This window comes from Holophaga foetida DSM 6591 (assembly GCF_000242615.2).
Lineage (GTDB): Bacteria > Acidobacteriota > Holophagae > Holophagales > Holophagaceae > Holophaga > Holophaga foetida.
In genome coordinates, this window is record NZ_KI912268.1 from 2,272,520 (window position 1) to 2,299,476 (window position 26,957).

22 protein-coding genes and 2 rRNA genes (1 of these 24 cut by a window edge) are annotated in these 26,957 nt (G+C 60.8%); 6 read left to right on the forward strand and 18 right to left on the reverse strand.

Annotation, left to right across the window (positions count from 1 at the left end):
- Positions 1-76 precede the first annotated feature (76 nt).
- The 5 genes from purH to alaS all read left to right on the forward strand — a co-directional run bounded on the left by purH (position 77) and on the right by alaS (position 6,558).
- Positions 77-1,618: a bifunctional phosphoribosylaminoimidazolecarboxamide formyltransferase/IMP cyclohydrolase gene (gene purH / locus HOLFODRAFT_RS0210135; RefSeq protein WP_005038433.1), complete on the forward strand. Its 1,542-nt coding sequence runs from the start codon at positions 77-79 to the stop codon at positions 1,616-1,618.
- 50 nt (positions 1,619-1,668) lie between these two features.
- The gene (locus HOLFODRAFT_RS23000) at positions 1,669-2,553 is read left to right on the forward strand and encodes a hypothetical protein (RefSeq protein WP_005038435.1); all 885 of its coding nucleotides are present in this window, start codon (positions 1,669-1,671) and stop codon (positions 2,551-2,553) included.
- Entirely contained in the window at positions 2,550-3,122 is a 573-nt protein-coding gene (locus HOLFODRAFT_RS0210145; protein ID WP_005038438.1) for a hypothetical protein, read from the forward strand. The genes HOLFODRAFT_RS23000 and HOLFODRAFT_RS0210145 overlap by 4 nt, the downstream gene beginning before the upstream one ends.
- A gap of 3 nt (positions 3,123-3,125) precedes the next feature.
- Positions 3,126-3,794, forward strand: a complete 669-nt coding sequence (locus HOLFODRAFT_RS0210150) for a hypothetical protein (RefSeq protein WP_005038439.1) — start codon at positions 3,126-3,128, stop codon at positions 3,792-3,794.
- Positions 3,795-3,930: 136 nt separating this feature from the next.
- The gene (gene alaS / locus HOLFODRAFT_RS0210155; RefSeq protein ID WP_005038441.1) at positions 3,931-6,558 is read left to right on the forward strand and encodes an alanine--tRNA ligase; all 2,628 of its coding nucleotides are present in this window, start codon (positions 3,931-3,933) and stop codon (positions 6,556-6,558) included.
- 23 nt (positions 6,559-6,581) lie between these two features.
- Here alaS and HOLFODRAFT_RS20480 read toward each other — a convergent pair whose 3' ends face one another.
- Positions 6,582-7,466 (reverse strand): LysR family transcriptional regulator, encoded by an 885-nt coding sequence (locus HOLFODRAFT_RS20480; RefSeq protein ID WP_005038444.1) that lies wholly within the window; start codon positions 7,464-7,466, stop codon positions 6,582-6,584.
- Positions 7,467-7,839: 373 nt separating this feature from the next.
- Here HOLFODRAFT_RS20480 and HOLFODRAFT_RS20485 point away from each other — a divergent pair, with 373 nt between their 5' ends.
- Positions 7,840-9,570 (forward strand): hypothetical protein, encoded by a 1,731-nt coding sequence (locus tag HOLFODRAFT_RS20485; RefSeq protein ID WP_052572532.1) that lies wholly within the window; start codon positions 7,840-7,842, stop codon positions 9,568-9,570.
- A 92-nt stretch (positions 9,571-9,662) separates the two neighbouring features.
- Here the strand turns inward: HOLFODRAFT_RS20485 and rny are convergent, their stop codons facing one another.
- The 17 genes from rny to HOLFODRAFT_RS0210250 all read right to left on the reverse strand — a co-directional run.
- Complete coding sequence (rny, locus tag HOLFODRAFT_RS0210170) at positions 9,663-11,282, reverse strand: ribonuclease Y (protein WP_005038448.1); 1,620 nt, start codon at positions 11,280-11,282, stop codon at positions 9,663-9,665.
- A 210-nt stretch (positions 11,283-11,492) separates the two neighbouring features.
- Entirely contained in the window at positions 11,493-11,837 is a 345-nt protein-coding gene (locus HOLFODRAFT_RS0210175; protein ID WP_148300418.1) for a cell division protein ZapA, read from the reverse strand.
- A 5-nt stretch (positions 11,838-11,842) separates the two neighbouring features.
- Entirely contained in the window at positions 11,843-12,079 is a 237-nt protein-coding gene (locus HOLFODRAFT_RS0210180; RefSeq protein WP_005038452.1) for a hypothetical protein, read from the reverse strand.
- A gap of 65 nt (positions 12,080-12,144) precedes the next feature.
- Positions 12,145-13,113 (reverse strand): glycosyltransferase family 2 protein, encoded by a 969-nt coding sequence (locus HOLFODRAFT_RS0210185; protein WP_005038454.1) that lies wholly within the window; start codon positions 13,111-13,113, stop codon positions 12,145-12,147.
- Between the two features lie 4 nt (positions 13,114-13,117).
- Positions 13,118-13,858 carry a glycosyltransferase family 2 protein gene (locus tag HOLFODRAFT_RS23005; protein ID WP_005038456.1) on the reverse strand — a complete coding sequence of 247 codons (741 nt, stop codon included), beginning with the start codon at positions 13,856-13,858 and terminating at the stop codon, positions 13,118-13,120.
- Positions 13,855-14,745, reverse strand: coding sequence for a glycosyltransferase (locus tag HOLFODRAFT_RS0210195; protein ID WP_026939229.1), 891 nt, complete (start codon positions 14,743-14,745; stop codon positions 13,855-13,857). The genes HOLFODRAFT_RS23005 and HOLFODRAFT_RS0210195 overlap by 4 nt, the downstream gene beginning before the upstream one ends.
- Positions 14,745-15,563, reverse strand: a complete 819-nt coding sequence (locus HOLFODRAFT_RS0210200) for a glycosyltransferase family 2 protein (RefSeq protein WP_026939230.1) — start codon at positions 15,561-15,563, stop codon at positions 14,745-14,747. The genes HOLFODRAFT_RS0210195 and HOLFODRAFT_RS0210200 overlap by 1 nt, the downstream gene beginning before the upstream one ends.
- A gap of 53 nt (positions 15,564-15,616) precedes the next feature.
- Positions 15,617-16,399 carry a hypothetical protein gene (locus tag HOLFODRAFT_RS0210205; RefSeq protein WP_005038462.1) on the reverse strand — a complete coding sequence of 261 codons (783 nt, stop codon included), beginning with the start codon at positions 16,397-16,399 and terminating at the stop codon, positions 15,617-15,619.
- 41 nt (positions 16,400-16,440) lie between these two features.
- The gene (locus HOLFODRAFT_RS0210210; protein ID WP_005038464.1) at positions 16,441-18,381 is read right to left on the reverse strand and encodes a phenylalanine--tRNA ligase subunit beta; all 1,941 of its coding nucleotides are present in this window, start codon (positions 18,379-18,381) and stop codon (positions 16,441-16,443) included.
- Entirely contained in the window at positions 18,381-19,448 is a 1,068-nt protein-coding gene (gene pheS, locus HOLFODRAFT_RS0210215) for a phenylalanine--tRNA ligase subunit alpha (protein WP_425280010.1), read from the reverse strand. The genes HOLFODRAFT_RS0210210 and pheS overlap by 1 nt, the downstream gene beginning before the upstream one ends.
- 91 nt (positions 19,449-19,539) lie before the next feature.
- Positions 19,540-19,887: a 50S ribosomal protein L20 gene (gene rplT, locus HOLFODRAFT_RS0210220; RefSeq protein WP_005038469.1), complete on the reverse strand. Its 348-nt coding sequence runs from the start codon at positions 19,885-19,887 to the stop codon at positions 19,540-19,542.
- A gap of 92 nt (positions 19,888-19,979) precedes the next feature.
- Positions 19,980-20,177, reverse strand: coding sequence for a 50S ribosomal protein L35 (gene rpmI, locus HOLFODRAFT_RS0210225; RefSeq protein ID WP_005038471.1), 198 nt, complete (start codon positions 20,175-20,177; stop codon positions 19,980-19,982).
- 8 nt (positions 20,178-20,185) lie between these two features.
- Positions 20,186-20,767, reverse strand: a complete 582-nt coding sequence (infC, locus tag HOLFODRAFT_RS0210230; protein ID WP_084053535.1) for a translation initiation factor IF-3 — start codon at positions 20,765-20,767, stop codon at positions 20,186-20,188.
- Between the two features lie 64 nt (positions 20,768-20,831).
- A complete protein-coding gene (thrS, locus tag HOLFODRAFT_RS0210235; RefSeq protein WP_005038473.1) occupies positions 20,832-22,745 on the reverse strand; it encodes a threonine--tRNA ligase in 1,914 nt (637 codons plus the stop codon).
- 90 nt (positions 22,746-22,835) lie between these two features.
- Positions 22,836-23,993, reverse strand: a complete 1,158-nt coding sequence (locus HOLFODRAFT_RS0210240; RefSeq protein ID WP_005038474.1) for a heparan-alpha-glucosaminide N-acetyltransferase domain-containing protein — start codon at positions 23,991-23,993, stop codon at positions 22,836-22,838.
- 233 nt (positions 23,994-24,226) lie between these two features.
- Positions 24,227-24,342 (reverse strand): 5S ribosomal RNA (gene rrf, locus HOLFODRAFT_RS0210245).
- 180 nt (positions 24,343-24,522) lie between these two features.
- Positions 24,523-26,957 (reverse strand): 23S ribosomal RNA (locus tag HOLFODRAFT_RS0210250) (it continues 509 nt past the right edge of the window).

The following is a 26,957-nucleotide window of genomic DNA, read 5'->3' on the forward strand; positions in this document are numbered from 1 at the left end:
ACGCAAATTCTCAAGCCCCGCATGGATCGTTCTAAGAATGGCTCCGGCGTGGGAGAATGGCCTTTTAGAGGAAAGCATGCCTACCGCGCTCCTATCGGTGTTCGACAAGACGGGCCTCCTGCCCCTGGCCCAGGGGCTGAAGGAGATGGGGTGGCACCTCCTGGCCACTGGCGGAACCCTCAAGGCCCTGCGGGACGCCCGGATCGAGGTGCAGGAAGTGGCCGAGTACACCGGCGCTCCTGAGTGTTTCGAAGGCCGCGTGAAGACCCTTCACCCCCGCATCCACGGAGGACTGCTCTACCGTCGGGAAGAGACCTCCCATGTGGAGGACGCCAGGCGCCTGGGCATCGACCCCATCGATCTCGTGGTGGTGAATCTCTATCCCTTCGAGGCCACCATCGCCCGGGAGGGGGTCAGCTTCGAGGACTGCATCGAGCAGATCGATATCGGCGGCCCCAGCATGCTCCGCAGCGCCGCCAAGAACCACGCCTCGGTCACCGTCCTCACGGACCCCGCAGACTACGACATCTTTATTGAGAAGTCCAAGAACGGCACCTGGGGCATTGAAGATCGCCGCCGCTGCGCCCTCCAGGTCTACCAGCGCACCGCCACCTATGACGCCGCCATTGCGGCCTGGTTCGCCGAGCGTCTGGGCGAGGAGAGCCCGGAACCCCCCAAGCGCATCTCCCTGGGCCTCGCCAGGAAGCAGAGCCTCCGCTACGGCGAGAACCCCCACCAGAGCGCCGGATTCTATACCCGCCCAGGCAAGGACGCGGAGGGCCTGGCGGCCTGCACCCAGCTCCAGGGCAAGGAACTCTCCTTCAACAACCTCCTGGATGCCGACGCCACCGCCAAGCTGGCCTGGCAGTTCCAGGAAAGCGCCTGCGTCATCGTCAAGCACAACAACCCCTGCGGCGTCGCCCTGGCCGATTCGCCCCTGGAGGCATTCCAGAAGGCCCTCGCTTCGGACCCCATGAGCGCCTTCGGTGGGATCGTGGCCTTCAACCGGGTCGTGGACGGAGCCATAGCCCAGGCCCTGGCCCCCACCTTCTGGGAAGTCATCCTGGCGCCGGACTTCACGGAGGAGGCCCTGGCCGTCCTCAAGGCCAAGCCCAGCCTGCGCCTCCTCAAGACGGCCTCTGGCTGGCCCAGTGGTGTCAACGGCATGGACGTCCGAAGCATCGGCGGAGGCTTCCTCGTGCAGCACCCCGACGACCAGTTCGTGCCCCCTGCCCAGTGGGAGCTCAAGGCGGAGGGCAAGGCTCCCCGTCCCTCGGACCGGGATCTGGTGCTGGCCCAGACCGTCGCCAAGGCCCTCAAGTCCAACGCGATCTCCCTGGTGCGAGACGGCGGCACCGTGGGCGCCGGCGCCGGGCAGATGAGCCGCGTGGATTCCGTGGACATCGCATGCCGTAAGGCCGGGGATCGCGCCCGCGGCGCGGTGCTGGGGAGCGATGCATTCTTCCCCTTCGCCGACGGCCTGGAACTGGCGGTCCAGCATGGCGTCACGGCCATCGTGGAGCCCGGCGGCAGCAACCGCGACGCTGAGGTCATCGAGGCCGCCCAGCGGCTCGGGGTCTGGCTCTTCTTCACCGGCATGCGTCACTTCAAGCACTAGCGCCATCGCCATAAGCTTGACATCATGGAACTCCACACAAGGAGATGTTCATGGGTTTGTTCGACCGACTAAAAGGCCTGGTCACCACCGGAGAGGCGGAACGGGATACACAGCCCATCCACGCCTACCCTCAGCAGGAACAGGAATCGCCCTTCGATTTCGACGAAAGCCCAGAAGAGTGGTTCATCGCCAGTCGACGCATCGAGCAGGCGTGGGAAGACGAGGGAAAGCGGGAAGACCTTTTCTACCAGTACGGCATCCAGAATGAGTCCCATTTCCGCCGCCTCAACGAGGCCTGGACCGAGCACCAGAACCACCTGGTCGCCACCCGTGGAGAGCAGGCCTGGCGCGAGGTTTTCCAGGATTGCCTCAACGCGGAAACCGCAGCCATGAGGACCCAGGAGCACGCCACCCTGGTGGCCACGGACCCCGGCCTGCTGGAACCCATCGAGGGCGTCAGTATCCAGGACTACGGCCGGATCGTGGCCCGCATGGTCGCCGGACAGGACTTGGCGGTGCTCCTGCGGGAGAGTGGAATGGATCAGGCCAAGTACGACCGGGTCTCCGAGGCATGGAACCAGCGCATGGCCGTGGATACGACCTTCACCCTCACGGGGGAATATGGCAAGGCCTTCATGCCAGCCTCCAATGAGGCCTGCGGCACCACTGAAACCCCTGCCTTCTCCTGGGAGGAGTACATCGAAGCCACCGAGGCCATGAGTGCTGCCACATCCGCAGGCGTGGACCCCCAGGCGGTGCTCAAGCAGCTGGGGATGTCGCTGTCAGATTATGTCAACGCTGGCCAGCACTGGGGTGAGTGGTTCAACCAGAATGCCATACGGAACCCTGCCATCCTGGAAGAGCACACGACCCTTTCGGAAAAATACCGCGCCAAGTACGCCTTGGCCAAGAACGATCAGGACCTCGAATTTTGATCTTTCAAAAGAAGCCCGCCCCGGAGGCTCACCTCCAGAGTGAACTTGCGAAACTTCAAAGTCGCCTGGAAGCAGGCCTTGCCTCCATCCGCCAGGAGGCCCTGGCTTCCGGGCCGGAGGGGGATGGGACCTGGGATCGAAGATTGGTGAGCCTTGGGATCACCCCCAACTCCCCCGAACAGCGACGCCGGGATGCCCTGGAAGGGTTCGGCCAGAGCGGTGGAGCCCCTCTTCACGAAGTGGAACGAGCCACCAGAGCCTGGTGCGACAGGATCCATGAGGAGCTCGAGCAACTCAGCGACGCCCATCCATTCTCATCGGAGCTTCGAGCCTTCGGCCACCGGCTCCGTCACCAGGCAGAGCACGAGGCGGCCGCTTATGCGGCTGAAGTGAAACCCAGGCCGACCATGGACTCGGTTTTCGCCACGGCCCTGGGGTCTTCGGTACGCCATATGTCCAAGGCGAAACCGCGAAGAATGATGACCCTGCGTTGCCGAACCTGCGGTTCCCCCCGCAGCCATGACCAGGAAACCCTCTGCCGCTACTGCGGCGGCAATCTGTTTGGATGACACATGGGTGAGGACCTTGAGGCTGTGCGCACCCGCTGGGATGGATTCCTGGCCCGCATCCGGGAGAGGGTCGAAGAGATTCTTGGGGAGGCCGGACCAGGGTGCATGACAGTCTTCGAACAGGGGGGCTTCGACCCCTTCACCATGGGCAACGTCTTCCCCGCCATCCGCACACGGCTCCTGGACCTCAGCGCCAAGGCCGAGGACGCTTGGTTCCAGCAAGTGGCCCCCGCCTTCGAGCGGACGGAGGCCTATAACCGGCAGGTCCTGGACACCGAGCACGCCAAGCTGGAGCGGCTCAGGGAATGGATCACCTATGCCTTCGATGATTTTGAGATCCGCACCAAGGCTGACGCCAGCCGAATCCTGTGGGCTCGATTGTCCCCAAAGCTTCCCAAGGACCTGCGCTGCACCCAGTGTGGAAGCCCCGTCGAAATCCCCCTGACCTTCACGGCCCAGAACATGAGGTGCCGTTCCTGCAAGTCCGTGAACACCTTCGAGCCCGGCGAAGCCCGCATCCTGGACTCTTTCGCCATCCGTTGCCTCGCTCACGAAGAGGCCTGGGAACGCCGACATGGCCTCCCTGCCCTCCCCCGCCCTGCCCCCCTCTGCGCCACCGAAACCTACGCCGCCGAGCTCCAGCTTTGGGAGCGTCGCTACTCACAGCGTTAGGTAAAGTCAGATCCACCGCAGGGGCGAGAACCCTGAGGCAGGACAACTTCAGCGGCTCCCAAGGGTGCCTCCAGGTAGACTGTGGGGTGGCCTATGGGCCACATCTCGGCTAATCCCTCTGGAGTGAACCCATCCCATGAAGACCTCTGAGCTTCGCAAGCGCTTTCTCGACTACTTCGCCGCCCAGGGCCACCGCCTGGTCTCCTCCAGCGCCGTCATCGGCCCCGCGGACGATCCCACGGTGATGTGGACCAACGCGGGCATGGTGCAGTTCAAGGATGTCTTCGTGGGCAAGGAGCGCCGGGACTACACCCGGGCTGCCACGAGTCAGAAGTGCCTCCGGGCTGGCGGCAAGCACAATGACCTGGACAACGTGGGCTTCACCGCCCGCCACCACACCTTTTTCGAGATGCTGGGCAACTTCAGCTTCGGCGACTACTTCAAGGCCGATGCCATCCGCTACGCCTGGGAGTTCATCACCGGACCGGCCTCCCAGGGAAATCTTGGCCTGGATCGCAGCCGCCTCTGGGTGACGGTCTTCGAGGGCGCCGAGGGCATCCCCGCCGACACTGAGGCAGAGCAGCTCTGGATCCAGGCCGGGGTTCCTGCGGACCGCATCCTGCGCTTCGGCAAGAAGGACAACTTCTGGCAGATGGGCGACACCGGCCCCTGCGGCCCCTGCTCCGAGATCCACTACTACCGCCCCAAGGACGTCTCGGGCAACCGCCCGGAGCTGGTCAATGGCGATGGCGACGACACCATGGAGATCTGGAACCTGGTCTTCATGCAGTACGAGCAGGACGGCAAGGGTGGCCTCAAGCCCCTGCCCAAGCCCAGCATCGACACCGGCATGGGCCTGGAGCGCGTGGCCTCCATCCTCCAGGGGGTGGAATCCAACTACGAGATCGACCTCTTCGCCCCCATCTTCGAGGCCATCTGGAAGGTCGCCCGGATCAAGCCCGAGGAACGGCGTGAGCACACCAACCGCACCGCCTCCCAGGTCATCGCGGACCACATCCGCGCCGCCACCTTCATGATCTATGACGGTGTGGTGCCCAGCAACGAAGGCCGGGGGTACGTCCTGCGCAAGATCACCCGCCGAGCCCTGCGCTTCGGCAAGAAGCTTGGCATCGAAGGCCTCTTCTTCGCGGACCTCGTGCCTGCCGTCCTCCAGGCCATGGGGGATGCCTACCCGGAATTGGGGTCAGAACTCCCCCGCATCCAGAAGGTCCTGGCCCGCGAGGAGGCGCAGTTCAGCGTCACCCTCAACGCCGGCCTGCGCCAGCTCGAAGCCTGTGATATCTCCTCCGGCGCCCTCTGCGGTACCGATATCTTCAAGCTCTATGACACCTTCGGTTTCCCGGTGGATCTGGTGGAGGACTGGTGCAGGGAGCGGGGCCTGAAGGCCGACCTGGAAGGTTTCCAGACCGAGCTGGCCGAGCAGAAAGCCAAGAGCCGCGCCGCCATGAAGGCCCACGATGTCCGGATCCAGGGTGACTACGCCGTGCTGGCGGACCTCCCGGCCACCCAGTTCGTGGGCTACCAGACCCTGGAGGCCCAGGCCACCGTGCTGGCCCTCTTCGACCTGAACCACAAGCGCGTCAAGGAACTCACGGGCGAGGGCTCGGTGCTCCTGGACACCACTCCCTTCTACGCCACCAGCGGCGGACAGACCGGAGATACCGGCACCCTGAGCTTCGAAACCGGCAGCGCCAAGGTCTTGGAGACCACCGCCCCCGCCCCCAAGCGCAGCCTTCACAGGGTGAACTGCTCCGGTCGCCTGAAGGAAGGCGATGCGGTTCTGGCCCAGGTTAACGAGGAACGCCGCGCCCGTATCCGGGCCCACCACACCGCCACCCACCTCCTCCACGCAGCTCTCCGGGAAGTGCTGGGCACCCACGTCAAGCAGGCCGGCAGCGTGGTGGATGCGGATCGCCTCCGCTTCGACTTCAACCACTTCGCACCGCTGGAACCCGCCCAAACCCTCGAGATCGAGCGCATGGTGAGCGAGCAGACCCTCCGGGCCATCCCCACCAAGAGTCAGAGCATGCCCATCGAGGATGCCCTGGCCCTGGGAGCCATGGCCCTCTTCGGCGAGAAATACGGCGAAGAGGTCCGGGTCGTGTCGGTTCCCGGCTTCAGCCAGGAACTCTGCGGCGGCACCCATGTCGCCAACACCGGCGAGATCGGCTGCGTTAAGATCGTGTCCGAAGGCGCCGTAGCTGCTGGCGTACGCCGCATCGAAGCCGTCGCCGGCATGGCCGCCCTGGAGCGCCTCCAGGAAGACGAAGCCCTGATTCATCATCTCTCGCGGCAGGCCAACGCGGGCCGTGAGAACCTGGAGAGCCTGCTCCCCGCCAAGGATGCCCGCATCGCCGCTTTGGAGAAGGAGTTGAAGGAAGCCAAGCTCAAGGCCGCCTCCGATACCAGCGAAACCGTGGAGGAGATCAAGGGACTTACCCTGGTCACCGCCCAGGTGGAGGGTCTGGAGGCATCAGCCCTCCGCGAGCTGATGGATCAAGCCCGCACCCGCCACCAGTCTGCCGTCATCGCCCTCGCCTCCAAGGTCGCCGAGGACAAGGTGGCCCTCCTGGTGAGCGTCGCCCCCGATCTGGCGGGCAAGGCCGATGCCGGTGCCCTCCTCAAGGCCATGGCCCCCCACATTGATGGCCGGGGGGGTGGAAAGAAGGATCTGGCCCAGGGGGGTGGAACGAGGCCCGAGGGGTTGGAGGCCGCCTTCGCGGCACTGCGCGGAGCGCTCTGATCCCTTCTGGCCTCCATGGCGAGTCACAGCACCCCCAACTCCCGGATGAAAGCCGATACGGCAGGGTTGGGGGTGTTCGCATGCCAGGCCACGACACAATCCACCGTCGAGTCCTCCCCGCAGATCGGGACGATGGTCAAACGTTCCTTGGCGCGGGCCTCCGCTAGGTATTTCGGGAACACTGCGATGCCTACACCCGTCTCCACAGCCAGGAAAAGGGCGTCCAGCCCGAGAAAACGCTCAATGGTGTGGGGAGTGAAGCCTTGCCTACGGCACACCTCCACCAAACGCGTGTGAGCCGGTGCATTCAGGGGCTGGACCAGCTCCACGAAACACTCATCTACCAGATCCCTGTATGCCAGGGCTTCCCGCCCGGCAAGGGGATGATCAGCTGGCATCACGATCACCAGAGGCTCCCGGGCGAGAACCCGCGTTTGAAGCTCGGCCTGGAAAGGCAAACCCAAGGCCAGGGTGAAAGCAACATCCAGATCACCATTCGCCAGGGAGCCGCACAAGGGGGCGAGATCGAAGTGCTCGATCCGAAGGGTGATGTCCGGGTGTTTCATACGGAAACGCCTGATAAACAGTGGCAAAAAGCGGGATTCTACGGCGCCGAGAAAACCGATGGACATTATCCCAGTGACCCCGGAGGCGATCCGCCGGGTATCGATGACGGCACCCTCGTAGGAAGCCAGGATCTCCCTGACCCGATCGTAGAAATGGCGACCGGCCGGGGTGAAGTGGACAGAGTGCGGTGCCCTATCGAAGAGCTTCACCCCAAGTTCACTCTCCAGCGCCGAGATCTGGTAGCTCACCGCAGACTGTGTCAAGCAGACGTGGCGCGACGCCCTGGTGAAATTGAGGTGCTCCCCAACTGCGAGGAAACACCGAAGATGGCGAACGTCCATTCCCCCTCCAAGATGGACCCAAACGGCTATCTCCAAATTTGATCCACTCGAATAATTTTTTTCATTCCCGAAACACTATATTACCCAATTCACCCCGGGTATCGTTTAAAACAACCTTCAATTCAACCCGGCACAAGGCCCCATTAAGTGCCTGTTTTCATGGCACTTTTAAGCCCTGCTCCCGGAATATTACATCACCTCTATCCAGGAGGGCGGCATCGCCATGAAAAAAGTTCATTCCCCTCGTTTTGGGCTGCCATTTGCAGTTCCCCTCGTCCTGATACTGAGTGCCTGCGGGGGCAGCACACACACGACCTCGTCCCCCCAATCGATGCCGGACCTGGGTCCAAACGTAACGGTGATCACGCCTGCGATGTCCGTGACGGAGATCAATGCCACCCTGCAAGATCTGGCGGCCCAATCCACCGGGTTCGACGAGAAGCGCGCCGCGGTGCTCTTCATGCCCGGCACCTACGGGGACGACAGTGGGCAGTTTTTCCCTGCGGAAGCGACCGGGCAAGTCGACTCACCCATCGGATTCATGATGACCGTGCAGGGCTTGGGGGCCTCGCCGGACGAGGTGACCATCAACGGCAACCTGCGTGCCGGTGCCCAGGGGCAAGGCGCCTTGGCCACCTTCTGGCGCTCGCTGTCGAACATGAAGATCGTCCCCATCCAGACAGACGAAGACATCCTCACCATGCGATGGAGCACCTCCCAGGCCTGCCCCCTCCGACGCCTCCACATGATGGGCAACCTCGATCTGACCGGAGGGCAGTCTTTCGGGACCTTCCTTGGGAACAGTCACATCGAGGGCGAGGTGCGTGCAGGCTTCGGGTGGACAACCGATACCAGCCCCAGTGTTGGCCAAGCCCAATACTTTACCCGGGACAGCGTGATCGCCAGATGGCAAGGACATGCTGGCAATTTCGTCTTCTCCGGAGTCACGGGAGCTCCAGAGCCGACCTTCGCCCCCGGTGACAAAACCGTGCTCGATGCCACACCCATCACCCGCGAAGCCCCCTTCCTCTTCTACGATGGCACTGCGGCCAAAGTCTTTGTCCCCAAAGCACGGACCAACACCCAAGGCATCCATTGGGGAACAAGCAGCTCGGACGGCACGGCCCTTCCCATGAGCAGCATCTTTATCGCCCAGCCCACGGATACAGCTCAAACCATCAACACGTCTCTCGCCAGTGGCAAAAGCGTCATCCTGACGCCCGGCGTATACGAGGTGGACGAGCCCCTGCATGTCACCAAGGCAAACACGGTGATCATGGGCCTGGGCATGGCGACCGTCACACCGACCACCGGCACTGCCGCCATCGTTGTTGACGATGTCCCTGGTGTCATCCTTTCCGCACTGATTGTTGATAGCAATGCAGTGCCGTCTCAGACCCTTATCCAGGTGGGCCCCACCGGCGCCCACCTGGGGGAGGCCTCCAATCCCACCACCCTGAGCGACATCTTTGTCCGCATCCCCACTGGCGCAGCCTACGCCGGGGGGGGTGCGACCACCAGCGTGGAGGTGAACCAGAACCATGTCCTGATCGATCACACATGGTTGTGGCGCGGCGATCATAACGACAACCCTGAGGACACCACGGGTTGGACCATCAATCTCGCCGATCATGGCCTGGTGGTCAATGGGGATGACGTCACTGCAATGGGGCTTTACGTTGAGCACTACCAGAAGGAGCAGGTCATCTGGAATGGCAACGGCGGCAGGACGATCTTCCTGGAGTCCGAGTTCCCCTACGACGTGCCTGATCAAGCCTCCTGGATGAGCGGCACCAAGAACGGCTATCCGGTCTACCTCGTAGCCGACTCCGTCACTTCGCACAACGCCACAGGGCTATGCAACTACGCTCTGTTCTTCGCCTCGTTCAACCCGATGGCCACCGCTCCCAGCGCTCACTGCATGGTCCAGGCACCGACAAGCGCAGATGTCCTCATTACGAACGTAACGGCAGGGATCATCGCAGGGCGTGGCGGGTACGAGAACATCATCAACGACGATGGCATCACCGTCAACGATACGACTGGGCCGACGTCATTCTTGACGGGCATGGTCGCCATTGGTCAGACAGCCACCAACCAGTAGGACACTGGATCGGGAAAGCAGAAGGGGCGCTCTCGTGGGCGCCCCTTCTCTTTTCTTTGGCGTCTTGGAGCCTTCGTGGTGGATCTATCCTTCTACCGCGCGTATTCCACGGCCCGGGTCTCCCGCATGACGGTGACCTTGATCTGTCCCGGGTACTGCATCTCGTTCTCGATGCGCTTGGTGACATCCTTGGCGATCCAGAAGGCCTGGTCGTCGTTGACGTGGCCGGCATCCACCATGATGCGGATCTCGCGGCCAGCCTGCATGGCGTAGCTCTTCTGGACCCCCTTGTAGGAGTTTGCAATACCTTCCAGCTGCTCCAGACGCTTGACGTAGGTCTCCAGCATTTCCCGTCGGGCTCCGGGGCGGGCAGCGGAAAGGGCATCGGCGGCAGTGATGAGCATGGCTTCCACCGTGGTGGGTTCGTGATCGCCGTGGTGGCACGCCATGGCGTGGATGACCGCCTCCTTCTCACCGAAGCGCTTCATGAGTTCCATGCCGATCTCGATGTGAGTGCCCTCCACCTCGCGATCGATGGCCTTGCCGATATCGTGGAAGAGGCCCGCCCGGCGGGCCAGACGGGCGTCGGCCCCCATCTCCACGGCCATGTATTCAGCGATGCGGGCCACTTCCTTGGTGTGCTCAAGGACGTTCTGGCCGTAGCTGGTGCGGTAGTTGAGACGCCCCACAAGCTTGTGGAGCTTGGGGTGGACATCGGGGAAGCCCAGGGCGATGCAGGTGGCCTCCCCAATCTCCTTGAGGTGCTGGTCCATCTCGACCTTGACCTTCTCAACCACCTCCTCGATGCGGGCCGGGTGGATGCGTCCGTCCGCCAGGAGCTTGAGGATAGACTGGCGGGCCACCTCGCGGCGGATGGGATCAAAACTGGAGACCACGATGGATTCCGGAGTGTCATCCACGATGAGATCGCAGCCCGTGGCTTTCTCGAGGGCCCGGATGTTGCGGCCTTCCCGGCCGATGATGCGCCCCTTGAGGTCATCGCTGGGGAGCTGGACGGAAGTCACGGCGTTCTCGGTGACCACCTCGGAGGCCACCCGCTGGATGGCGTCTCCAATCGCCCAGCGGGCCTTCTTCTGGGCCTCCTCCTGGGCTTCCTCCTCAATGCGCCGGATCAGCTTGGCGGCGTCCATCTTGGCGGTGTACTCGAGCTGGCCCACGATTTCGGCTTTGGCCTGCTCCCGGGTATAGCCCGAGAGGGTCTCCAGAAGTTGGGCCTGCTCTTCCACCAGGCGCTTTGCATCGGCCTGCTGACCCTCCAGCTTCTCGATCTCTGACTTGAGCTTCTCGCCCTTGAGTTCCAGTTCCTTGGTCTTCTGATCCACCTGGGTAAGCTTCTTGTCGAGGCCCTCCTCCTTGGACTGAAGACGCTGTTCCTGCTTGTCCAGGGCCTGGAGGCGCTCGTTAACGAGCTTCTCGGCCTCGGTCCGGGCAGACAGAGCCTGCTCCTTGACCTTGAGCTCAGCCTCCTTGCGGAGGGACTCTGCTTCCTTGATACCGCGATCCCGGATCCGCTCGGCTTCCTTCTCCGCCTCAGCGAAGAGCTGGTCCCGCTGGGCTTTGAGGTCAGCCTCAGCCCTGGCCTGGGCCTTGGAGACATCGACCTGGGCCAACTGGGCCTTCTTCATGTTCAGGATGCCGAAAACCACCGCTCCGATGGCCACCAGCAGGAGTACGATTTGCAATGCATTCATAGTAGGCTCCGAGGGTCTGGAGCCAGCAAGCGAATCCCGAAGATGATCCCCGCTCAGTCGTGGAAGGTTGCCGTGTTCCCAGTCAAACTAGGGGGGTGACCAAGACCCGGTTTAAGGCGCGCCACTGCGTGGTGCGCACAAGGCCGGGGGCAGGACTCCCATAACGGCTTACGGAACAAGCGCATAGCCTTCTCACGGGCCTCGCAGGGATCAAATTGTTTCATTCGTATCGGGACTTGCATCTGGAACATCATCGAGGAGTCTCGTAAGGGTCAGTTCCAGGTTCTGGGTTTGCTGGCTGGCTTCTTGTTCCAGGCGCACCACACGGTGGGCCAGGTTCAGGGCCCCCATCAACAACCAGGTCGTGGTGTCCAGGGTCGAAGGGGGACCTCCCCATCTTAACTCATAGGCCCGTTCCATGTCGCGATAGGTCTGCTCCAAAAGGGCCACGGACTCCGCCAGCGTTTTGTCGTCGGTGCGCCTGAGAACCCGGCAGTCCCTCCCGAGGATCTCGACCCACACCTCGTCCGCCGCCAGGGGGACCGTTTCTCGCATTGAGTTCACGCCAAGTCCTCGACCATCTGCAGGATGGTGTCCACCTGCTGTTTCACATCCTCCCGCTCCTTCACAAGGGCGGCCTTCTCCATCTGTAGGTCTTCGAGGCGACGCCGAAGCCCATGGAGCTCATCCTCCCCTGCGGAGGCAGCAGCCTTCATGCGTTCCACCTCCTCGCGAAGCTGGTTCCGCTGCTGAACCAGGATCTGGAGCTTGGATTCAAGTTGTTTCAGGAGTTCCATGGAAGCCTCGTCTCAGACCATTCTAGTGCGGTGTCCCGCGAAAGGACGACATTAGAGCGATCGGCTTATTTACGGAAGCAGTGCAGAATCCGTTTCAAATGTTCTTTCACCTTCCGGCGTTCCCGTCGGAAGGATTTTACGATGCGCGCCCATGACTTCACCCCTGGGGCCGACTCAAGCATCTGCACCCTGCGACGCAGTTCTTCGAGGTCGTTTGGGAACACATAATCCGGGTATCTGCTGATTGTAGCAATTGGCAGGGAATAGGCCCTGGACAGCGAATCCTTCCTGCCAAGCCGCTCCCAGTGTATCAGCCCACGAACGACTCGATCCCAGGCCATGAGTGTCGCAAGAGCAAACGAAAGTTCACCATCGTTCTTCTCATCCAGGCGGAAGAAGAATTCTTCGTAAGCCTTAGCTACGTATTGCTGGAATGAAAACCCGTCCTCCGGATAGATGTCATTTAGCGCATATTTGACTTGTCGGTCAATAAATTGCTCAATACTTGTATAGTTCTCATGATGGATATGAAGACAGCCCGGCGGCTCGAGCTTGTGCAGCCGCTCCGGCGCTGTCAGCAATTCCGGCAGTTTATGCGTGGTATCGCCCCAGCGTACGCACCCTTTCCGGAAAAGGCGGATCTGGTGGTCAGGGTACCAGCTGCAGCTACGGATGATCTGACCAGCAATCATGTTGTAGCGCGGAACAAAGAATGCATCGCAGCTCTCTCCGTATTGAGCCAGCAGGCCCCGCACGTTCTCCTCTGCGTCCTCCGCCAGGTATTCATCGGAATCCAGGACAAACACCCACTCGTGCTGACCACGCTCCAGGAAGGCGTTTCGGATGCCATCAATCCGCGGAGCCATCGGTGTGGGAATCAGTGTTGCCCCGTACTGTCGCGCAATCTCGCAGGTGCGGTCGCGGCTCTCCATGTCCACCACGATGCATTCCTCTGCCCACCGGACGGACTCCAGGAGCCGGGGCAACGTGGCCTCGGAGTCCCGCGTATGAATGATCACCGTCAACTCGAGCATTTCATCACCCATCTATGGTGTATTTGCCTCGCCAGCGTTCCATGAAGAGCCGCCTGGATGAAACGTCCATCTCGACCCGCCCAGGGGTGAATGATTCAAAATGCATGGGGCGCCCAGCATCCACACAAATCACCCGCTGTCCACATTGCCTTACCCGTAGGCAGAAGTCGATGTCTTCAAGCCCGAAAGCATACGATTCATCAAAGCCACCGATCCGATTGAACAGCTCCCGGCCGACCACCATGCACGCGCCGGTCACGGCCTGAAACGCTTCGAGCGGACGACGGGGTTCGAGGTACTGTCCGCGGTGCAAATGGTATGGACCGATATCATCGTTGCCAAATACGACACCGCGGTGCTGTACCCGCCCGTCCGGGAAGTAGAGCCACGATCCGGTGACGCCAACGTCGGCATCGCATCCATGTTGCAGCATCTGGCCAAGTGTCGAACGGTCAAGGAAGACATCATTATTGAGAAACAGCAATTGCTCAGCCTCACATTTCTGAACGGCCCGGTTGCAGGCTGCGGCAAAGCCCGTTGGAGCATCAAACCGCAGGAGCCTAACACGGCGATCAGAGAATGAAGTGCCAAGGTACGGGCGAGGGGAGGCGTTATCCACCACAATCGCCTCAGCCTCGATCTCACCGGACAACTGCTCCGCGCTTTCGAAAAAGTTTTTCAGGCAGAAGCGCAGCATTTCATCGAGACCACGGGAGAGAATCACGGCGCATAGACGGGTCTTCATGCTCTCCTCCGCCAGCTCGACAATGGTCCATCAAGCCCCTCGGAAAGGCGCTGCATCATGCACTCGGTGGTGTAACGCCGTGCCGTCGCGATCGCGGCCTGCCTCATCTGGAAACGCGAGACCGCAGACCGCTCCTGCAGCAGTTCGCCCACGGCGGCCGTGAAATCCTGGGGTTCGGCCACTCTGCAATTGATACCGTCCTCAAGGTACTCCATCCCACCCAGCACCGGGGTCGATACAACCACACATCCTGCAGACATGGCCTCAAGCGCCGGCAGCCCAAACCACTCATGCGTGGCGGTGGCGAGGAAGATGGAGCTGTGCTTCAGGACCCGCGCCACCTCGCCCTCGCGCATGCCATCGATCACGACATAGCGCATCGCAGGATAGGCACGCCTCACGGCCTCACCCAGCTCTGCACCTCTGCGCGGCATGCAAGCCACGGCGTATTCAAATTTCGGTTCTCCGGTGTAGGCAAAACAGGAGGATATCGAGATTCCGACATCAAGGGGATCATGGACGCCACGAGCCTTCACATACTCCGCAGCCTGTCTCCAACAGGTAAGGACCTTCACGGCAGGGTCTGCGAGGATGGGGTCAATGAGGGGGTCCGTGCCCTGACAGTGGAAGACCAGTTGCCCAGGAAGCGTTCGCAACGAAGGATAATCGTGGGGCAGAGAGAAGACTGCGATGTCTTCTGGCCGGAAGGTCTTGCGAACTTCTTCGGAATCCACCACCGCCGCATGGGATAGGAACCAAGTCGCAGCCGAAGCTCCCGGAGAGGCAATCACAGCTGGCACCCCCAGCGCGTTCAGCGCATCCACAAACTGATACGCAACCTTGATGCCTCCGAATATCGAGGTACCCGGAACGAAATAATAGAGCATCAGATGGCCCCCTGTGTTGCCGTTCGTCTGTGCTGAGGCACCAACAACCTTAGCAGCCATTCGAAACAGGCTCCGTAATGCCTGCGGGCGTATTGGAGCCGAGCCGTGTTCAGCATCCTCAACCGGCGATCGGGGCTCACGGCGGAGCCTGTCTGCGCATGATGACGCACCGTGGCATCAAGGGCCGCGACAACCCCACCGGCCCGAAGCATCGAAAGACCGAGCTCGACATCCTCCATGTACAGGAAATAATGCTCGTCAAACCCTCCAAGCCCCAGGAATACATCCTTTGCAATAAAAGCACAGGCGCACAGCGGCCATTGCCAGTTCTGTGCATCATATCCCGGCAAGCGCTTGATCAGCCTGACCACCCGGGGCCAATTGCGATTGTTTTCAAGGACATCGGCGAGGAGCTTTTCCCAGGTATAGCCAGGCTGGCAACCCTGGATCGTAATGCCGTCATCGTGCAAGAAACTGGGCAATGCAATGCACTGCTTGTGTTGCCGAAGCATTTCCGCTGCGATCTCCAGCAGATGGGCATCGACAGCGCAATCGGGATTCAGGAAACAGAGGAAGGGAGACTGTGCTGCGCGCGCCCCATGATTGGCCGCCTTCGCGAATCCAGTATTCTGACCCAACTCATGCACCACTGCGCCAGCGGCTCGCGCAAGCTCGGCCGATCCATCGGTTGACCCATTGTCCACCACCAGGACCGGCCCCGAAGCGCAACGTTTCAAAGAGGCCAGGCAGTCCGACAGCACTGCAGCTGAGTTGTGCGTAACGATCACCGTCGTCAGTTCTCTCTCTACAAACCCCACTTCCCCCCCCATGAGTGAACAAGTGTCCCCGCGAAAGCGTTGATTGGAGCAGCTCACCCCAACAGCGCTCGCATGCGTGTGGCGGTATCAGGTGCAGGTCCGTTGCAGAAATTGCTGAAGTGAGCGATCCGCGCCGTGCGGCGAGGAAAACCGACATCCCAGTATTCGCAATGATTCCATTCCCACGGCAGTTCCTGGCATATGCCAGGGAAAAGATTGTTCGTCCAGACCTGAAAGTAGTCCTGGTCAGCAATCATGTGTTGCCCGATGCAGTGATCCGAGCTGCTCCTGCGGATCTCAGACAGTGCCCAGTCCGTAATGGCCGCAATCGTCGACTTGCGCCCGAAAACCACACCACTGTTGAAATAGCGGAACTGAGACGGCGTTGGCGGGGCCAGGTCGGGAGCAATGAATGACAGTGAGTGCTGACGGTAGTGTTCCCAGAATGCTGTCCGATTCATCGTCGATCCGGTGATGGTCGTCTGTTCAACCATGCCCAAAGGATGATGATTGAGTGCGGTTCGTATCAGTCTGTCATCCAGCGGTTGAAGCAATAGTGCGTCAGCATCCAGGAACAGCACCAGGTCTTCGTCGCTGCTGCGGATGCAAGCCTCCAGCGCCCGGAATTTGCCAAGGAACCGCCATGAACGGTGGGCTCCGGAATACCGGCTGCATTCATCGACCTGCAGCCTGGAGGAATTCAGCTTCAGCCGAGTCTTGTCATCGCAGCTTACGAACACAGGGAAATCGGTATGCACCAGGACTGAGCGCACAGCCTCTCGCCCTGCGTCGTAGTAGGCATCACTTCCATGGATGAAGAAACAAACGCAGGCCATGGCTAATCATACATCTCAGGACCTGCACCTTCCGGCACACACTAACCGCGCAGTTCGGCTCCGTGGGTCCGGGCGGCCTCGAGGGCCTTCGCGATCCAGCCATCCACCTCCGCCCCGGTCAGGGTCCGCTCCATGTGCTGGAAGCGGAAACGCATGAGCCAGGCCTGCCTGCCCTGGGGCAGGCTCTTGTGCCGGAAGACGTCGACGCAGGCAAGGCTCTGTAGGGTGTCCTTGGGCAGGACCTGGGTCATGGCATCCCGGAGGGCGGCATAGGACTGCTCCATCGCCACCAGGAGCGAAAGGTCCCGCTCCACCGCAGGGAAGCGGCTGAAGGCCTGGAAAGCAGGGATGATGCGATCCTGGGGGCGCCCAAGCTCCCCGAGGGGAAACTCGATTCCGAAGACGCCGTCACCCAGCTCGTGGACCTGGGGAAGGACCTCCAGGCCAAGATCGCGGGCGATGCCCACGAGATCCGCACTGCGAACGGGACGGGCGGGAGATAGGTAGCTCTCACCGCCGAGGGTGCCACTCCATACGATCCCGAGCTTGAGGGTCTCCTGCGGCCCCTTCGGGGTGCTGAAGTAGACAGGGGAGATCTCGAAGAGGCGAAGCTCCCGGGCACCCTGGCGAAGGTTGTATTCAGCAGTGGAGCGCAAACTGGGCAGCAGGGAGCCCCGCATCACGGAGTATTCCACCCCCAGCGGATTGACCAGGGTGCGTCCCCCCTGAGGGTTGTCCACTCCGAGCACGGACATGAACTCGGCGTCGATCTCGGGACTCACAAAGCCCAGCGTCACGGTCTGATGGAAGCCCAGGTGGGCCAGGCGCAGGGCCAGATTCTTACGCTGCGCGTAGTTGGCGGAAAGGGGTTCAGGGTGCCCCTGCAAGGGAGGCAGGGCCATGGGGATGGTGTCATAGCCGCGCATGCGGAGCACTTCCTCCGCCAGATCCACCTCGATCTCCATATCGTGGCGCCAGGTGGGCGGGTGGGCCCAAAGGCCATCGGCACCCTGGCTGACGACGAAGCCGAGACGCTCCAGCAGGGGCTTGGCCTCCTCAAGGGAGATGGGCGAACCCGTCAGCCGATTGAGGGTTCCCTCGGTGAGCCGGATGGCCGCAGAGGCCTCAGGCACCTCTCCGGCGGTCCAGGCGCCGTGGAGCACGGCCCCCCCCCAATCCATAAGGCGGCGGGCCAGGAGATCGCGCCCGGTCCGGGCCATGGCGGGGTCAGCCCCGCGGCCGAACCGGTAGGAGGCATCGGAATGGAGTCCGTGCCGATGGGCCGTGGCCCGGACGCTGCGGGCATCGAACCAGGCGCTCTCCAGGAGGACCCGCCGGGTTTCAGGGGTCACCTTGGTGCTATCGCCACCCATGACCCCAGCCAGGGCCACCGGACCGGAGTCATCGGCGATCAGGAGATCCTTGGGGCTGAGCTTGCGCTCCACCCCGTCCAGGGTCAACAGGGTCTCTCCCTCCTCGGCCCAGCGCACGATGAGGCAGCCCTTGAGGCGGTCCGCATCGAAGGCGTGGGTGGGGTGGCCATAGCGGAACAGGAGTTCGTTGGAACCGTCCACCGGGGCGAAGCCCTTGGCATTGGTCCCCATGGATGCCAGGAAGCGGCGGGCTTCCTCGGGGGTCCCAGGGCCTTCACCGAGGTCCAGTACCGCCGTGGAGTAGACGGGGCAGGCAGCCCCAGCCCGAAGATGGATGGGCATCAGGGGGGCACCTTCCTCCAGGGTCGGACATGCCAGGGGCTCAAGTTTTCCATCGACACGGGCTGCTAGATCCCGTGCGAAGCCGCGATGGGAGAGGACATCCCCTCGGTTGGCGGTCACATCCACTTCGATGACCGTCTCGCCCCCCTCCTGACTCACGCCATCCACGGGAAAGCCGAGGGCGGCAGAGAGTTCACAGAGTTCAGTCACCGAAAGGTTGGCGACCGCGGGCAGCTCCTGCACCAGCGCCTTGATTTCGATCAGCATCAGTCCAGCCCTCCCATGGCCGCAAGGAAGCGGGTGTCATTTTCAAAGAACAGTCGAAGATCCGGGGTCTGGCTGACCATCATGGCCGTACGCTCGACGCCGATGCCAAAGGCGAAACCGCTCCACACCTCGGGATCAATCCCAGAGAAGCGCAGCACATTGGGGTGCACCAGACCCGCCCCCAGGAGCTCCACCCACCCGGAGCCCTTGCAGACCCGGCATCCGTCGCCACCGCAGAGGGGGCATCGGACATCCACCTCACAGCTGGGCTCGGTGAAGGGGAAATAGCTGGGACGGAAGCGAACCTCGGCCTTGGGCCCAAAGAGGGCCTTCATGGCGTAGTCGAGGGTGCCCTTGAGGTGGTGCATCCCGATCCCCTTGCCGACCAGAAGCCCTTCCACCTGGTGGAACATGGGGCTGTGAGTGGGGTCGATCTCGTCCTTGCGGTAGACCCGCCCGGGAGCCAGGAAGCGGATCCCGCCCCTCGCCTCGATGGTGGGGGCCAGACGCTGCATGACCCGCACCTGCACCGGGCTGGTGTGGGTGCGCAGCAGCAGATCCCCATGTTCCTTGAGGTAGAAGGTGTCTGCGCTACCCCGGGCCGGGTGATCGGCGGGGATATTGAGTCCATCGAAGTTGTGGGCCTCGGTTTCAACCTCCGGCCCCTCCTCCACGTGGTAGCCCAGGGGGCGGAAGACCTCCACCATGCGATCCATCAGGCGGTTCAAGGGATGCATGGCCCCCTTGGCGGGAGTGGGCGGAGGGAGTTCAGGATCCCAGGCCTGGGCCAGGGAAGCCTGACGTTTCCGGGCATCCTCCAGCTCAGCCTGTCGAATGCGGAGGCCTTCCTCCCACTTCCCCTTCAAGGCGTTGATAGAGGCTCCCAACTCACGCTTCTGCTCCTTGGGAGCAGCCTTGAGCAGGTCCATCATGCGGGCGGCATGGCTGCCCTCCCGTCCGATGTATGCGCCCTTCAGGCGCATCAGGGCGTCCAGATCTCCACAGGCGTCCAGGGCCGCCTGAAACGCCTCATAGGCATCTCTCAATTCCTGGGGCAGAAGGCTCAGTTCCATGGGTTCCTCGCTGGAGGCTTCAAAAAGGCAGAAAGGCCGCGTGAAGCGGCCTTTCAGGTCTGTTGCGATGGGTTTTGGTATTCGCTCAGCCCTTGGCCACGGCCACGAGCTTGGTAAAGGCCTCGGGATTGCGGACGGCGAGGTCGGCGAGGACCTTGCGGTCCAGGCTCACGTTGGCCTTCTTGAGGCCGCCCATGAACTTGGAGTAGCTGGTGCCGTTCATCTCGCAGGCAGCGCCAATACGGACGATCCAGAGACGACGGAAATCACGCTTCCGCACCTTGCGGTCGCGGTAGGAGTACTGCAGGGCCTTCTCGACGGCTTCCTTCGCCGACCGGTAGAGCCGGGACTTGGCGCCGTAGAAACCCTTGGCAAACTTCAGCATCCGCTTGCGACGCTGAACCCGCTTAAAACCACGTTTGACTCTTGTCATGTGTTCCTTTCCTCAGGGCAGCTCCATTCGAGCGTTTTCCGGCCCCGTCGGGGGTGGCTAGGCCACCTGGTAGTTACAATCCCCGCAGAAACTTACGCGTAGGGGAGCATATCGCGAACGCGTCCGAGATCGGACTTGTCCACCATGCCGCCCAGATCAAGCTGACGCTTGCGCTTGGAAGTCTTCTTGGTGAGGATGTGACGCTGGTGGGAGCAACCGCGCTTGAACTGACCGGTACCGGTCTTCTTGAAGCGCTTAGCGGCACCCTTGTGGGTCTTGAGCTTGGGCATGGTGACCTCTATGCTTGGTTTGGTTCCAAGGGGGCCTCGGCCTTGGGAGCCTTGGTGACCTTCTTGGGTTCGGGAGCTACTGGCCGGGGAGAGATGATGGCGTGCATATCGCGGCCATCGATTCCTGCGGACTTTTCCACGATGCACTTATCAGCAACGCGGGCCAGCACATCCTCGATGATGCGGTAGCCGATATCCCGGTGGACGACCTCGCGCCCGCGGAACATCACCACGACCTTCACCTTGTCTCCATCTTCGAGGAAGCGGAGGATGTGCTTGATCTTGAATTCGAAGTCGTGGTCGTCGGTGCGAGGCCGGAACTTGACCTCCTTGACCACGATCGTCTTCTGTTTGGCGCGGGCAGCGTGCTCGCGCTTGGACTCCATGAACTTGTACTTGCCATAGTCCATGATTCTGCAAACGGGCGGGTTGGCCGTGGGGGAAACCTCCACGAGGTCCAAGCCTTTTCCTTCAGCGATCCTGACGGCGTCATAAGGGGTCATGACCCCTAACTGTGTGCCGTCTTCGTCGATGACCCTGACTTCGGAAGCCCGAATGCCATCGTTGATACGCGTCTCATTGGCTCGAATACTACCCTCCCCATTTACACAAGGATAAAGATGTTACCAAGCTTTCAAATGAAAGCCAAGGCAATTATCGGACTCTAAGCTTGATCTCCTCGACCAGCTTAGCAAAGAATGCATCCAGTGGCTGGGCCCCCAGATCCCCCTCTTTGCGGTGACGCACGGATACGGACCCGTTGGCCGCCTCCCGGTCTCCGATGACCAGCATGTAGGGAACCTTCTGGAGCTGGGCATCGCGAATCTTGGCATTGACCTTCTCGTTCCGAAGGTCCAGCTCGACCCGGATGCCGAGATCCAAGGCCTTGGCCTTGACCTCCCGGGCGAAATCGTGAACGCGGTCCGTGATGGGCAGCACCGCGATCTGGACAGGAGCCAGCCAGGCCGGGAAGGCCCCGGCGCAATGCTCGATCAGGATGCCCATGAAGCGCTCCAGGCTGCCCAGGATGGCACGATGGAGCATGACTGGGGTCCCTTCACTGCCATCAGCCTTGACGTAGCGCAGACCGAAGCGCTCCGGCAGGAAGTAGTCCACCTGCAGGGTGCCCAGCTGCCAGGGGCGCTTGAGGGCATCCAGGATCTGGAATTCGATCTTGGGGCCGTAGAAGGCGCCGTCTCCGGGAGCAACATGGAAGTCCATCCCAGCCTCCCGCATTCCCTCGGCCAGGGCGTTCTCGGCGAGATCCCAGATATCATCACTGCCGATGCGCTTCTCGGGCCTGGTGGACAAGGCCACCCGCACCTCCTCGAAACCAAAGGTGTCGTAGACGTCTTTGATGAATGCGAAGAAGGAGGCCATTTCGGCCTTCATCTGCTCAGGGGCACAGTAGATGTGCGCATCGTCCTGGCAGAAGGTCCGCACACGGGTCAGTCCCTGGGTGACGCCGCTGCGCTCGTATCGATGGAGGCGGCCGAAGTCCGCGTAACGGATGGGCAGGTCGCGATAGCTATGATGACCTGTGCCATAGATCAGGCAGTGGGTCGGGCAGTTCATGGGCTTGAGGGCGTACTCACGCTCCTCCACCATGGTGAAATACATGTTGTCCTGGTATTTCTCGTAGTGCCCGGAAGTCTTCCACATGCTGACATCCAGGGCCTGGGGCGTAATGACCTCGTCGTACCCCTGCCGAGCGTAGAGCCCACGCATGTAGTTCACCAATTCGTTGTAGACCACCGTGCCCTTGGGGTGGAAGAAGGGGGATGCGGGGGCCTCCGCATGGAAGGAGAAGAGCCCGAGCTCCCGACCGAGCTTGCGATGATCCCTCGCCTTGGCTTCCTCAAGGCGCTTCAGGTGCTCGTCAAGCTCCTTCTGGGTGTGGAAGGCCGTCCCGTAAATGCGGCAGAGCTGGGCGTTCTTCTCATCCCCGCGCCAATAGGCTGCGGCGGTATGGGTGAGCTTGAAGGCCTTCAGCTTGGAGGTGTCCGGAACATGAGGGCCCCGGCAGAGGTCGTAGAAATCGCCCTGGCGGTAGCCAGTGATGACCTCGCCGGCGGGGATCTCGGAGGCGAGTTCAACCTTCAGGGGTTCCCCGAGTTCCTGAAAACGCTGAATGGCTGCTTCGCGGGAGAGCTCTTCACGCACCACGGGGACCTTGGCGTCCACGAGGACACGCATCTCGGCTTCGATGGCCACAAGGTCCTCCGGGGTGAAGAACTTCTCCACCAGGAAGTCATAGTAGAAGCCGTCTTCGATGATGGGACCGATGCCCACCTTGACCCCAGGGAAAAGCCGCCTCACGGCCTGCGCCAGGAGGTGAGCCGTGGAGTGCCTGACAATGTCCAGGGCCTCAGGAGCCTTGGAGGTCAGGATGGCGACCTGTGCTCCATCAGGGAGCACGGCGCTGAGATCGCAGAGCAAGCCATTCACCTTGATGGCCATGGCTGCCTCAAGGAGCTTGGGGCCGATGGAGGCGGCAAGATCAGACCCGGTGGCGCCATCCTGCATCTCTCGAACAGAGTCATCGGGAAGGCGGACACTGATAGGCATGACATTCCTCGCAAAGAATCCAGCAGTTTACCGCGCCAATGCTCCATTGTTCCTGGCTAATTTTCCAGGGGGATGCTGGCACAGGTGAGTTCAGAAGATGAGTGCATAGAAGAGCGCACATGCTGCGGAGGCGCGAATGACCTTTCCCATCTGGTCCGAACGGCGCTGGACCCACTCCCAGGCCAGTAGAGTTCCAAACGAAACGGCGATCACCAATGGGATGAGCATGATGCCTTGTGCGACAGAGAGCGAGTGGTAACGACCACCCGCAAGGCCCTCTCCCCAAGGGGTTCCATAGAGGAACACGAGATGGACCACGTAGATGAAGAGAGACTTGCGCCCCATGGACGCACAGACCTCAACCCAGCTCGGGCGAACTTCGGCAACCCAGGCCAGGACTCCGAAGACCAGAAGAGCGAAAGCGAGGCGCAGCAGGGTATAGGCGTATCCAGCCTTGTACGGGTCGTGCACCGGAAGCGCAGCCTCCATGCCCGACCAGTCCAACCCAAGGGCGACCAGCATGAGGCCAGCGCTGCCTGCGAGGCAAGCCATGCGGAAGGTCCGAAGCCTCCGTTCCTCCGGTGTTCCCACCAGCAAAGCCCCCAGCCCTACCCCAAGGAACATGAAGGCGCCCGCAGGGAATAGTGGAAAGAGTGAACCGTGCCGGAAGGACAGGTAGGCGGCGAGCCCTTCGGGGAGCCACTGGTGCCAGTCCACGGCATAGACAAAAGGAGCACCGATCAGGACCAACAGGCCAAGACAGATCGCCGAAAAGGCATATCTGCGGAGACTCCGGGTACCCGCCAGCAGGAGTGTCAAGGCAAGCAAAGCAAGGCCGTTCAACTGGAGGATGTTCACCTGGAGGAAGCCCCTCCAGACATCCCAGGACACCCACTGGAGGTCGGCGAGCCGGTTGGCTGGAAACACCAGAAGGTAACCTATGCAGAGCACCTTGAAAGCAGTAAACACCCGACGTCGGATCACGGAATGCGCCACCCCACCCTCAGAATCGCGACGGACCCCCAGCACGGTTGCGGCCCCGGAAACCATTAGGAATAGGGGAGCCGTAAGCCCCCGCAGGTGAAGCCAAGTGCTCCACCCAAAAGAATTCCAGTCTACCCTGGCAGGATTCACAACAGCGTCCAGGGTGTGGCCCTGGATCATCAGAAGCATGGCAATCAGCCGGATGAAATCCAGCACGTGGATGCGGGAACGCGGGGCCTTCGCCCCCGAGGCGGGTATAGACATGGCAACTCAATACGGGCTGGAGAAGGATGGGAAGCAATTCCGCGAACTTCTCCTGCCTCTGTTATCGAGTCTAGCCCTTGGACAGGCTCCTTGCCCCAAGAGAATGAAGGTTGGCCATAGGAAAGCGCACTGCGTCACCAACCCAAACCCCTGGACGTGGCAGAAGTCGATGATCAGCTTCCATTTCCCAGCAGGTACAGCAACGCCCCCTTTCGGGGGCGTGTGTTTATTTAACGTCGCGGCGACCTACTTTTCCACCAGTGTCCCTGGCAGTATCATCGGCCCTCTGGAGCTTAACTGCCGTGTTCGGAATGGGAACGGGTGTGACCTCCAGGGTATAGCCACGACGAAGGGCTCTTTCAGATTTCCTTCGGAAATCTGAAAATTCTTTTCGTTGTGTTTGTCGAAGGGTATTTAGGCGAAGCGATTGAAACAATCGTCTCTCCGAATGCTCCGCGCCCTCAGGCCCGCAGCTCGCTGATCTTGTTTTTTTGCACTCTGCAAAAAAACAAATGTAATTGATTGATGAAAGGTCAAGCCAGTGGACCAATTAGTATCGCTCAGCTCAACGCATTACTGCGCTTACACATGCGACCTATCAACGTCGTCGTCTACGACGGGTCTCGTGGGGATATCTCATCTTGAGGGGTGTTTCGCGCTTAGATGCTTTCAGCGCTTCTCACTTCCCGACATAGCTACCCAGCGTTGCATTTGGAAACACAACTGGAACACCAGAGGTCAGTCCATCCCGGTCCTCTCGTACTAAGGACAGGTCCTCTCAAATATCCTACGCCCACACTAGATAGGGACCGAACTGTCTCGCGACGTTCTGAACCCAACTCACGTACCGCTATTAATCGGCGAACAGCCGAACCCTTGGGACCTGCTCCAGCCCCAGGATGCGATGAGTCGACATCGAGGTGCCAAACCTTGCCGTCGATATGAACTCTTGGGCAAGATCAGCCTGTTATCCCCGGCGTACCTTTTATCCGTTGAGCGATGGCCCTTCCATTCGGAACCACCGGATCACTATGACCTGCTTTCGCACCTGCTCGACGTGTGTGTCTCGCAGTTAAGCTCCCTTATACCATTGCGCTCTGCGGCTGATTTCCAAACAGCCTGAGGGAACCTTCGCACGCCTCCGTTACGCTTTAGGAGGCGACCGCCCCAGTCAAACTACCCGCCTGACACTGTCTCCCACCCGGATTACGGGCGTGGGTTAGATATCAGCATTGCGCAGGGTGGTATCTCAACGATGGCTCCATCGACCCTAACGAGCCAATTTCACAGCCTCCCACCTATCCTGCACAGCACAATACCGACATCAATGTCAAGTTGTAGTAAAGGTGCACGGGGTCTTTCCGTCTAAGTGCGGGTAACCGGCATCTTCACCGGTGCTACAAGTTCGCTGAGTCTCTGCTGGAGACAGTTTCCAGATCGTTACGCCATTCGTGCAGGTCGGAACTTACCCGACAAGGAATTTCGCTACCTTAGGACCGTTATAGTTACGGCCGCCGTTCACCGGGGCTTAAATTCGCAGCTTCGCTTGCGCTAACCGCTCCTCTTGACCTTCCGGCACCGGGCAGGCGTCAGCCCCTATACCTCCTCTTTGGAGTTTGCAGAGACCTGTGTTTTTGTTAAACAGTCGCCTGGAACATTTATGTGCCACCCCCTCGGGCTATGAACCCTACCGGGGCACCCCTTCTCCCGAAGTTACGGGGTTAATTTGCCGAGTTCCTTCAGCAGAGTTCTCTCAAACGCCTGAGGATTCTCTCCTCGACTACCTGTGTCGGTTTGCGGTACGGACACAACTACCTCTCCTTAGCAGCTTTTCTCGGCAGTGTAGGATCAGAACTTTTCGTCAGAATTCTTGGGCTTAACGTGAACCGGACTTCCCTGGCTCACACCCTTGAAAGCTTGCACACCACATTCCATAGTCGTGCGTCCCTACCTTCCTGCGTCCCTGCATCGTACAAACGAGATAATCATGGTGCTGGAATATTAACCAGCTTTCCATCGCCTACGCCTCTCGGCCTCGGCTTAGGGCCCGACTAACCCAACGCGGATTGACCTTGCGTTGGAAACCTTAGTCTTACGGCGGACGGGGTTCTCACCCGTCTTTTCGCTACTTATGCCGACAGAGTCTCTTCCCATGTCTCCAGCTGTCCTTACGGTCAACCTTCACAGACTTAGGGAATGCTCCCCTACCACAGAATACTGTTCGCAGCTTCGGTAACATGCTTGAGCCCCGTTGAATTGTCGGCACAGACCCGCTTGACCAGTGAGCTATTACGCTTTCTTTAAAGGATAGCTGCTTCTAAGCTAACCTCCTGGCTGTCTAAGCACATCCACATCCTTTTCCACTTAGCATGTATTTTGGGACCTTAGCTGGCGATCTGGGTTCTTTCCCTCTCGACTACGGAACTTATCTCCCGCAGTCTGACTGCCGGACTTCACGGCGTGCCATTCGAAGATTGGTTGGATTCAGTAAGCTGGTAAGCCCCCTAGTCCATTCAGACTCTCTACCTGCACGACGAAACATCCGACGCTAGCCCTAAAGCTATTTCGGGGAGAACGAGCTATCACGGAATTTGATTGGCCTTTCACCCCTATCCTCAACTCATCCAAGCGGTTTTCAACCCACACTGGTTCGGACCTCCACTACGTTTCACCGTAGCTTCATCCTGGTCAAGGATAGATCATCCCGTTTCGCGTCTATTCCCAGCGACTGTCGCCCTATTCAGACTCGGTTTCCCTACGACTTCGCCTCTTCGGCTTCGCCTCGCCACTGAAAATAACTAGCCGGCTCATTATGCAAAAGGCACGCGGTTCCCCTGGTAAACCATAGGGGTTCCACTGCTTGTAGATTGACGGTTTCAGGTTCTATTTCACTCCCCTCATCGGGGTTCTTTTCGCCTTTCCCTCACGGTACTAGTTCACTATCGGTCTGATGGACCTATTTAG

Bases quoted from the DNA above. Each gene is read 5' to 3' on its own strand.
- HOLFODRAFT_RS0210205 (WP_005038462.1), bottom strand. From the start codon at position 16,399: ATGGCCTGCGTTTGTTTCTTCATCCATGGAAGTGATGCCTACTACGAC.
- HOLFODRAFT_RS0210175 (WP_148300418.1), bottom strand. From the start codon at position 11,837: ATGCGAGAAACGGTCCCCCTGGCGGCGGACGAGGTGTGGGTCGAGATC.
- rplT (WP_005038469.1), bottom strand. From the start codon at position 19,887: ATGACAAGAGTCAAACGTGGTTTTAAGCGGGTTCAGCGTCGCAAGCGG.
- HOLFODRAFT_RS0210150 (WP_005038439.1), top strand. From the start codon at position 3,126: ATGGGTGAGGACCTTGAGGCTGTGCGCACCCGCTGGGATGGATTCCTG.
- HOLFODRAFT_RS0210210 (WP_005038464.1), bottom strand. From the start codon at position 18,381: ATGCTGATCGAAATCAAGGCGCTGGTGCAGGAGCTGCCCGCGGTCGCC.
- HOLFODRAFT_RS23000 (WP_005038435.1), top strand. From the start codon at position 1,669: ATGGGTTTGTTCGACCGACTAAAAGGCCTGGTCACCACCGGAGAGGCG.
- purH (WP_005038433.1), top strand. From the start codon at position 77: ATGCCTACCGCGCTCCTATCGGTGTTCGACAAGACGGGCCTCCTGCCC.
- rny (WP_005038448.1), bottom strand. From the start codon at position 11,282: ATGAATGCATTGCAAATCGTACTCCTGCTGGTGGCCATCGGAGCGGTG.
- HOLFODRAFT_RS0210195 (WP_026939229.1), bottom strand. From the start codon at position 14,745: ATGCTCTATTATTTCGTTCCGGGTACCTCGATATTCGGAGGCATCAAG.
- alaS (WP_005038441.1), top strand. From the start codon at position 3,931: ATGAAGACCTCTGAGCTTCGCAAGCGCTTTCTCGACTACTTCGCCGCC.
- thrS (WP_005038473.1), bottom strand. From the start codon at position 22,745: ATGCCTATCAGTGTCCGCCTTCCCGATGACTCTGTTCGAGAGATGCAG.
- HOLFODRAFT_RS0210180 (WP_005038452.1), bottom strand. From the start codon at position 12,079: ATGGAACTCCTGAAACAACTTGAATCCAAGCTCCAGATCCTGGTTCAG.
- rpmI (WP_005038471.1), bottom strand. From the start codon at position 20,177: ATGCCCAAGCTCAAGACCCACAAGGGTGCCGCTAAGCGCTTCAAGAAG.
- HOLFODRAFT_RS0210185 (WP_005038454.1), bottom strand. From the start codon at position 13,113: ATGCTCGAGTTGACGGTGATCATTCATACGCGGGACTCCGAGGCCACG.
- HOLFODRAFT_RS20480 (WP_005038444.1), bottom strand. From the start codon at position 7,466: ATGGACGTTCGCCATCTTCGGTGTTTCCTCGCAGTTGGGGAGCACCTC.
- HOLFODRAFT_RS0210240 (WP_005038474.1), bottom strand. From the start codon at position 23,993: ATGTCTATACCCGCCTCGGGGGCGAAGGCCCCGCGTTCCCGCATCCAC.
- HOLFODRAFT_RS20485 (WP_052572532.1), top strand. From the start codon at position 7,840: ATGTCCGTGACGGAGATCAATGCCACCCTGCAAGATCTGGCGGCCCAA.
- HOLFODRAFT_RS23005 (WP_005038456.1), bottom strand. From the start codon at position 13,858: ATGAAGACCCGTCTATGCGCCGTGATTCTCTCCCGTGGTCTCGATGAA.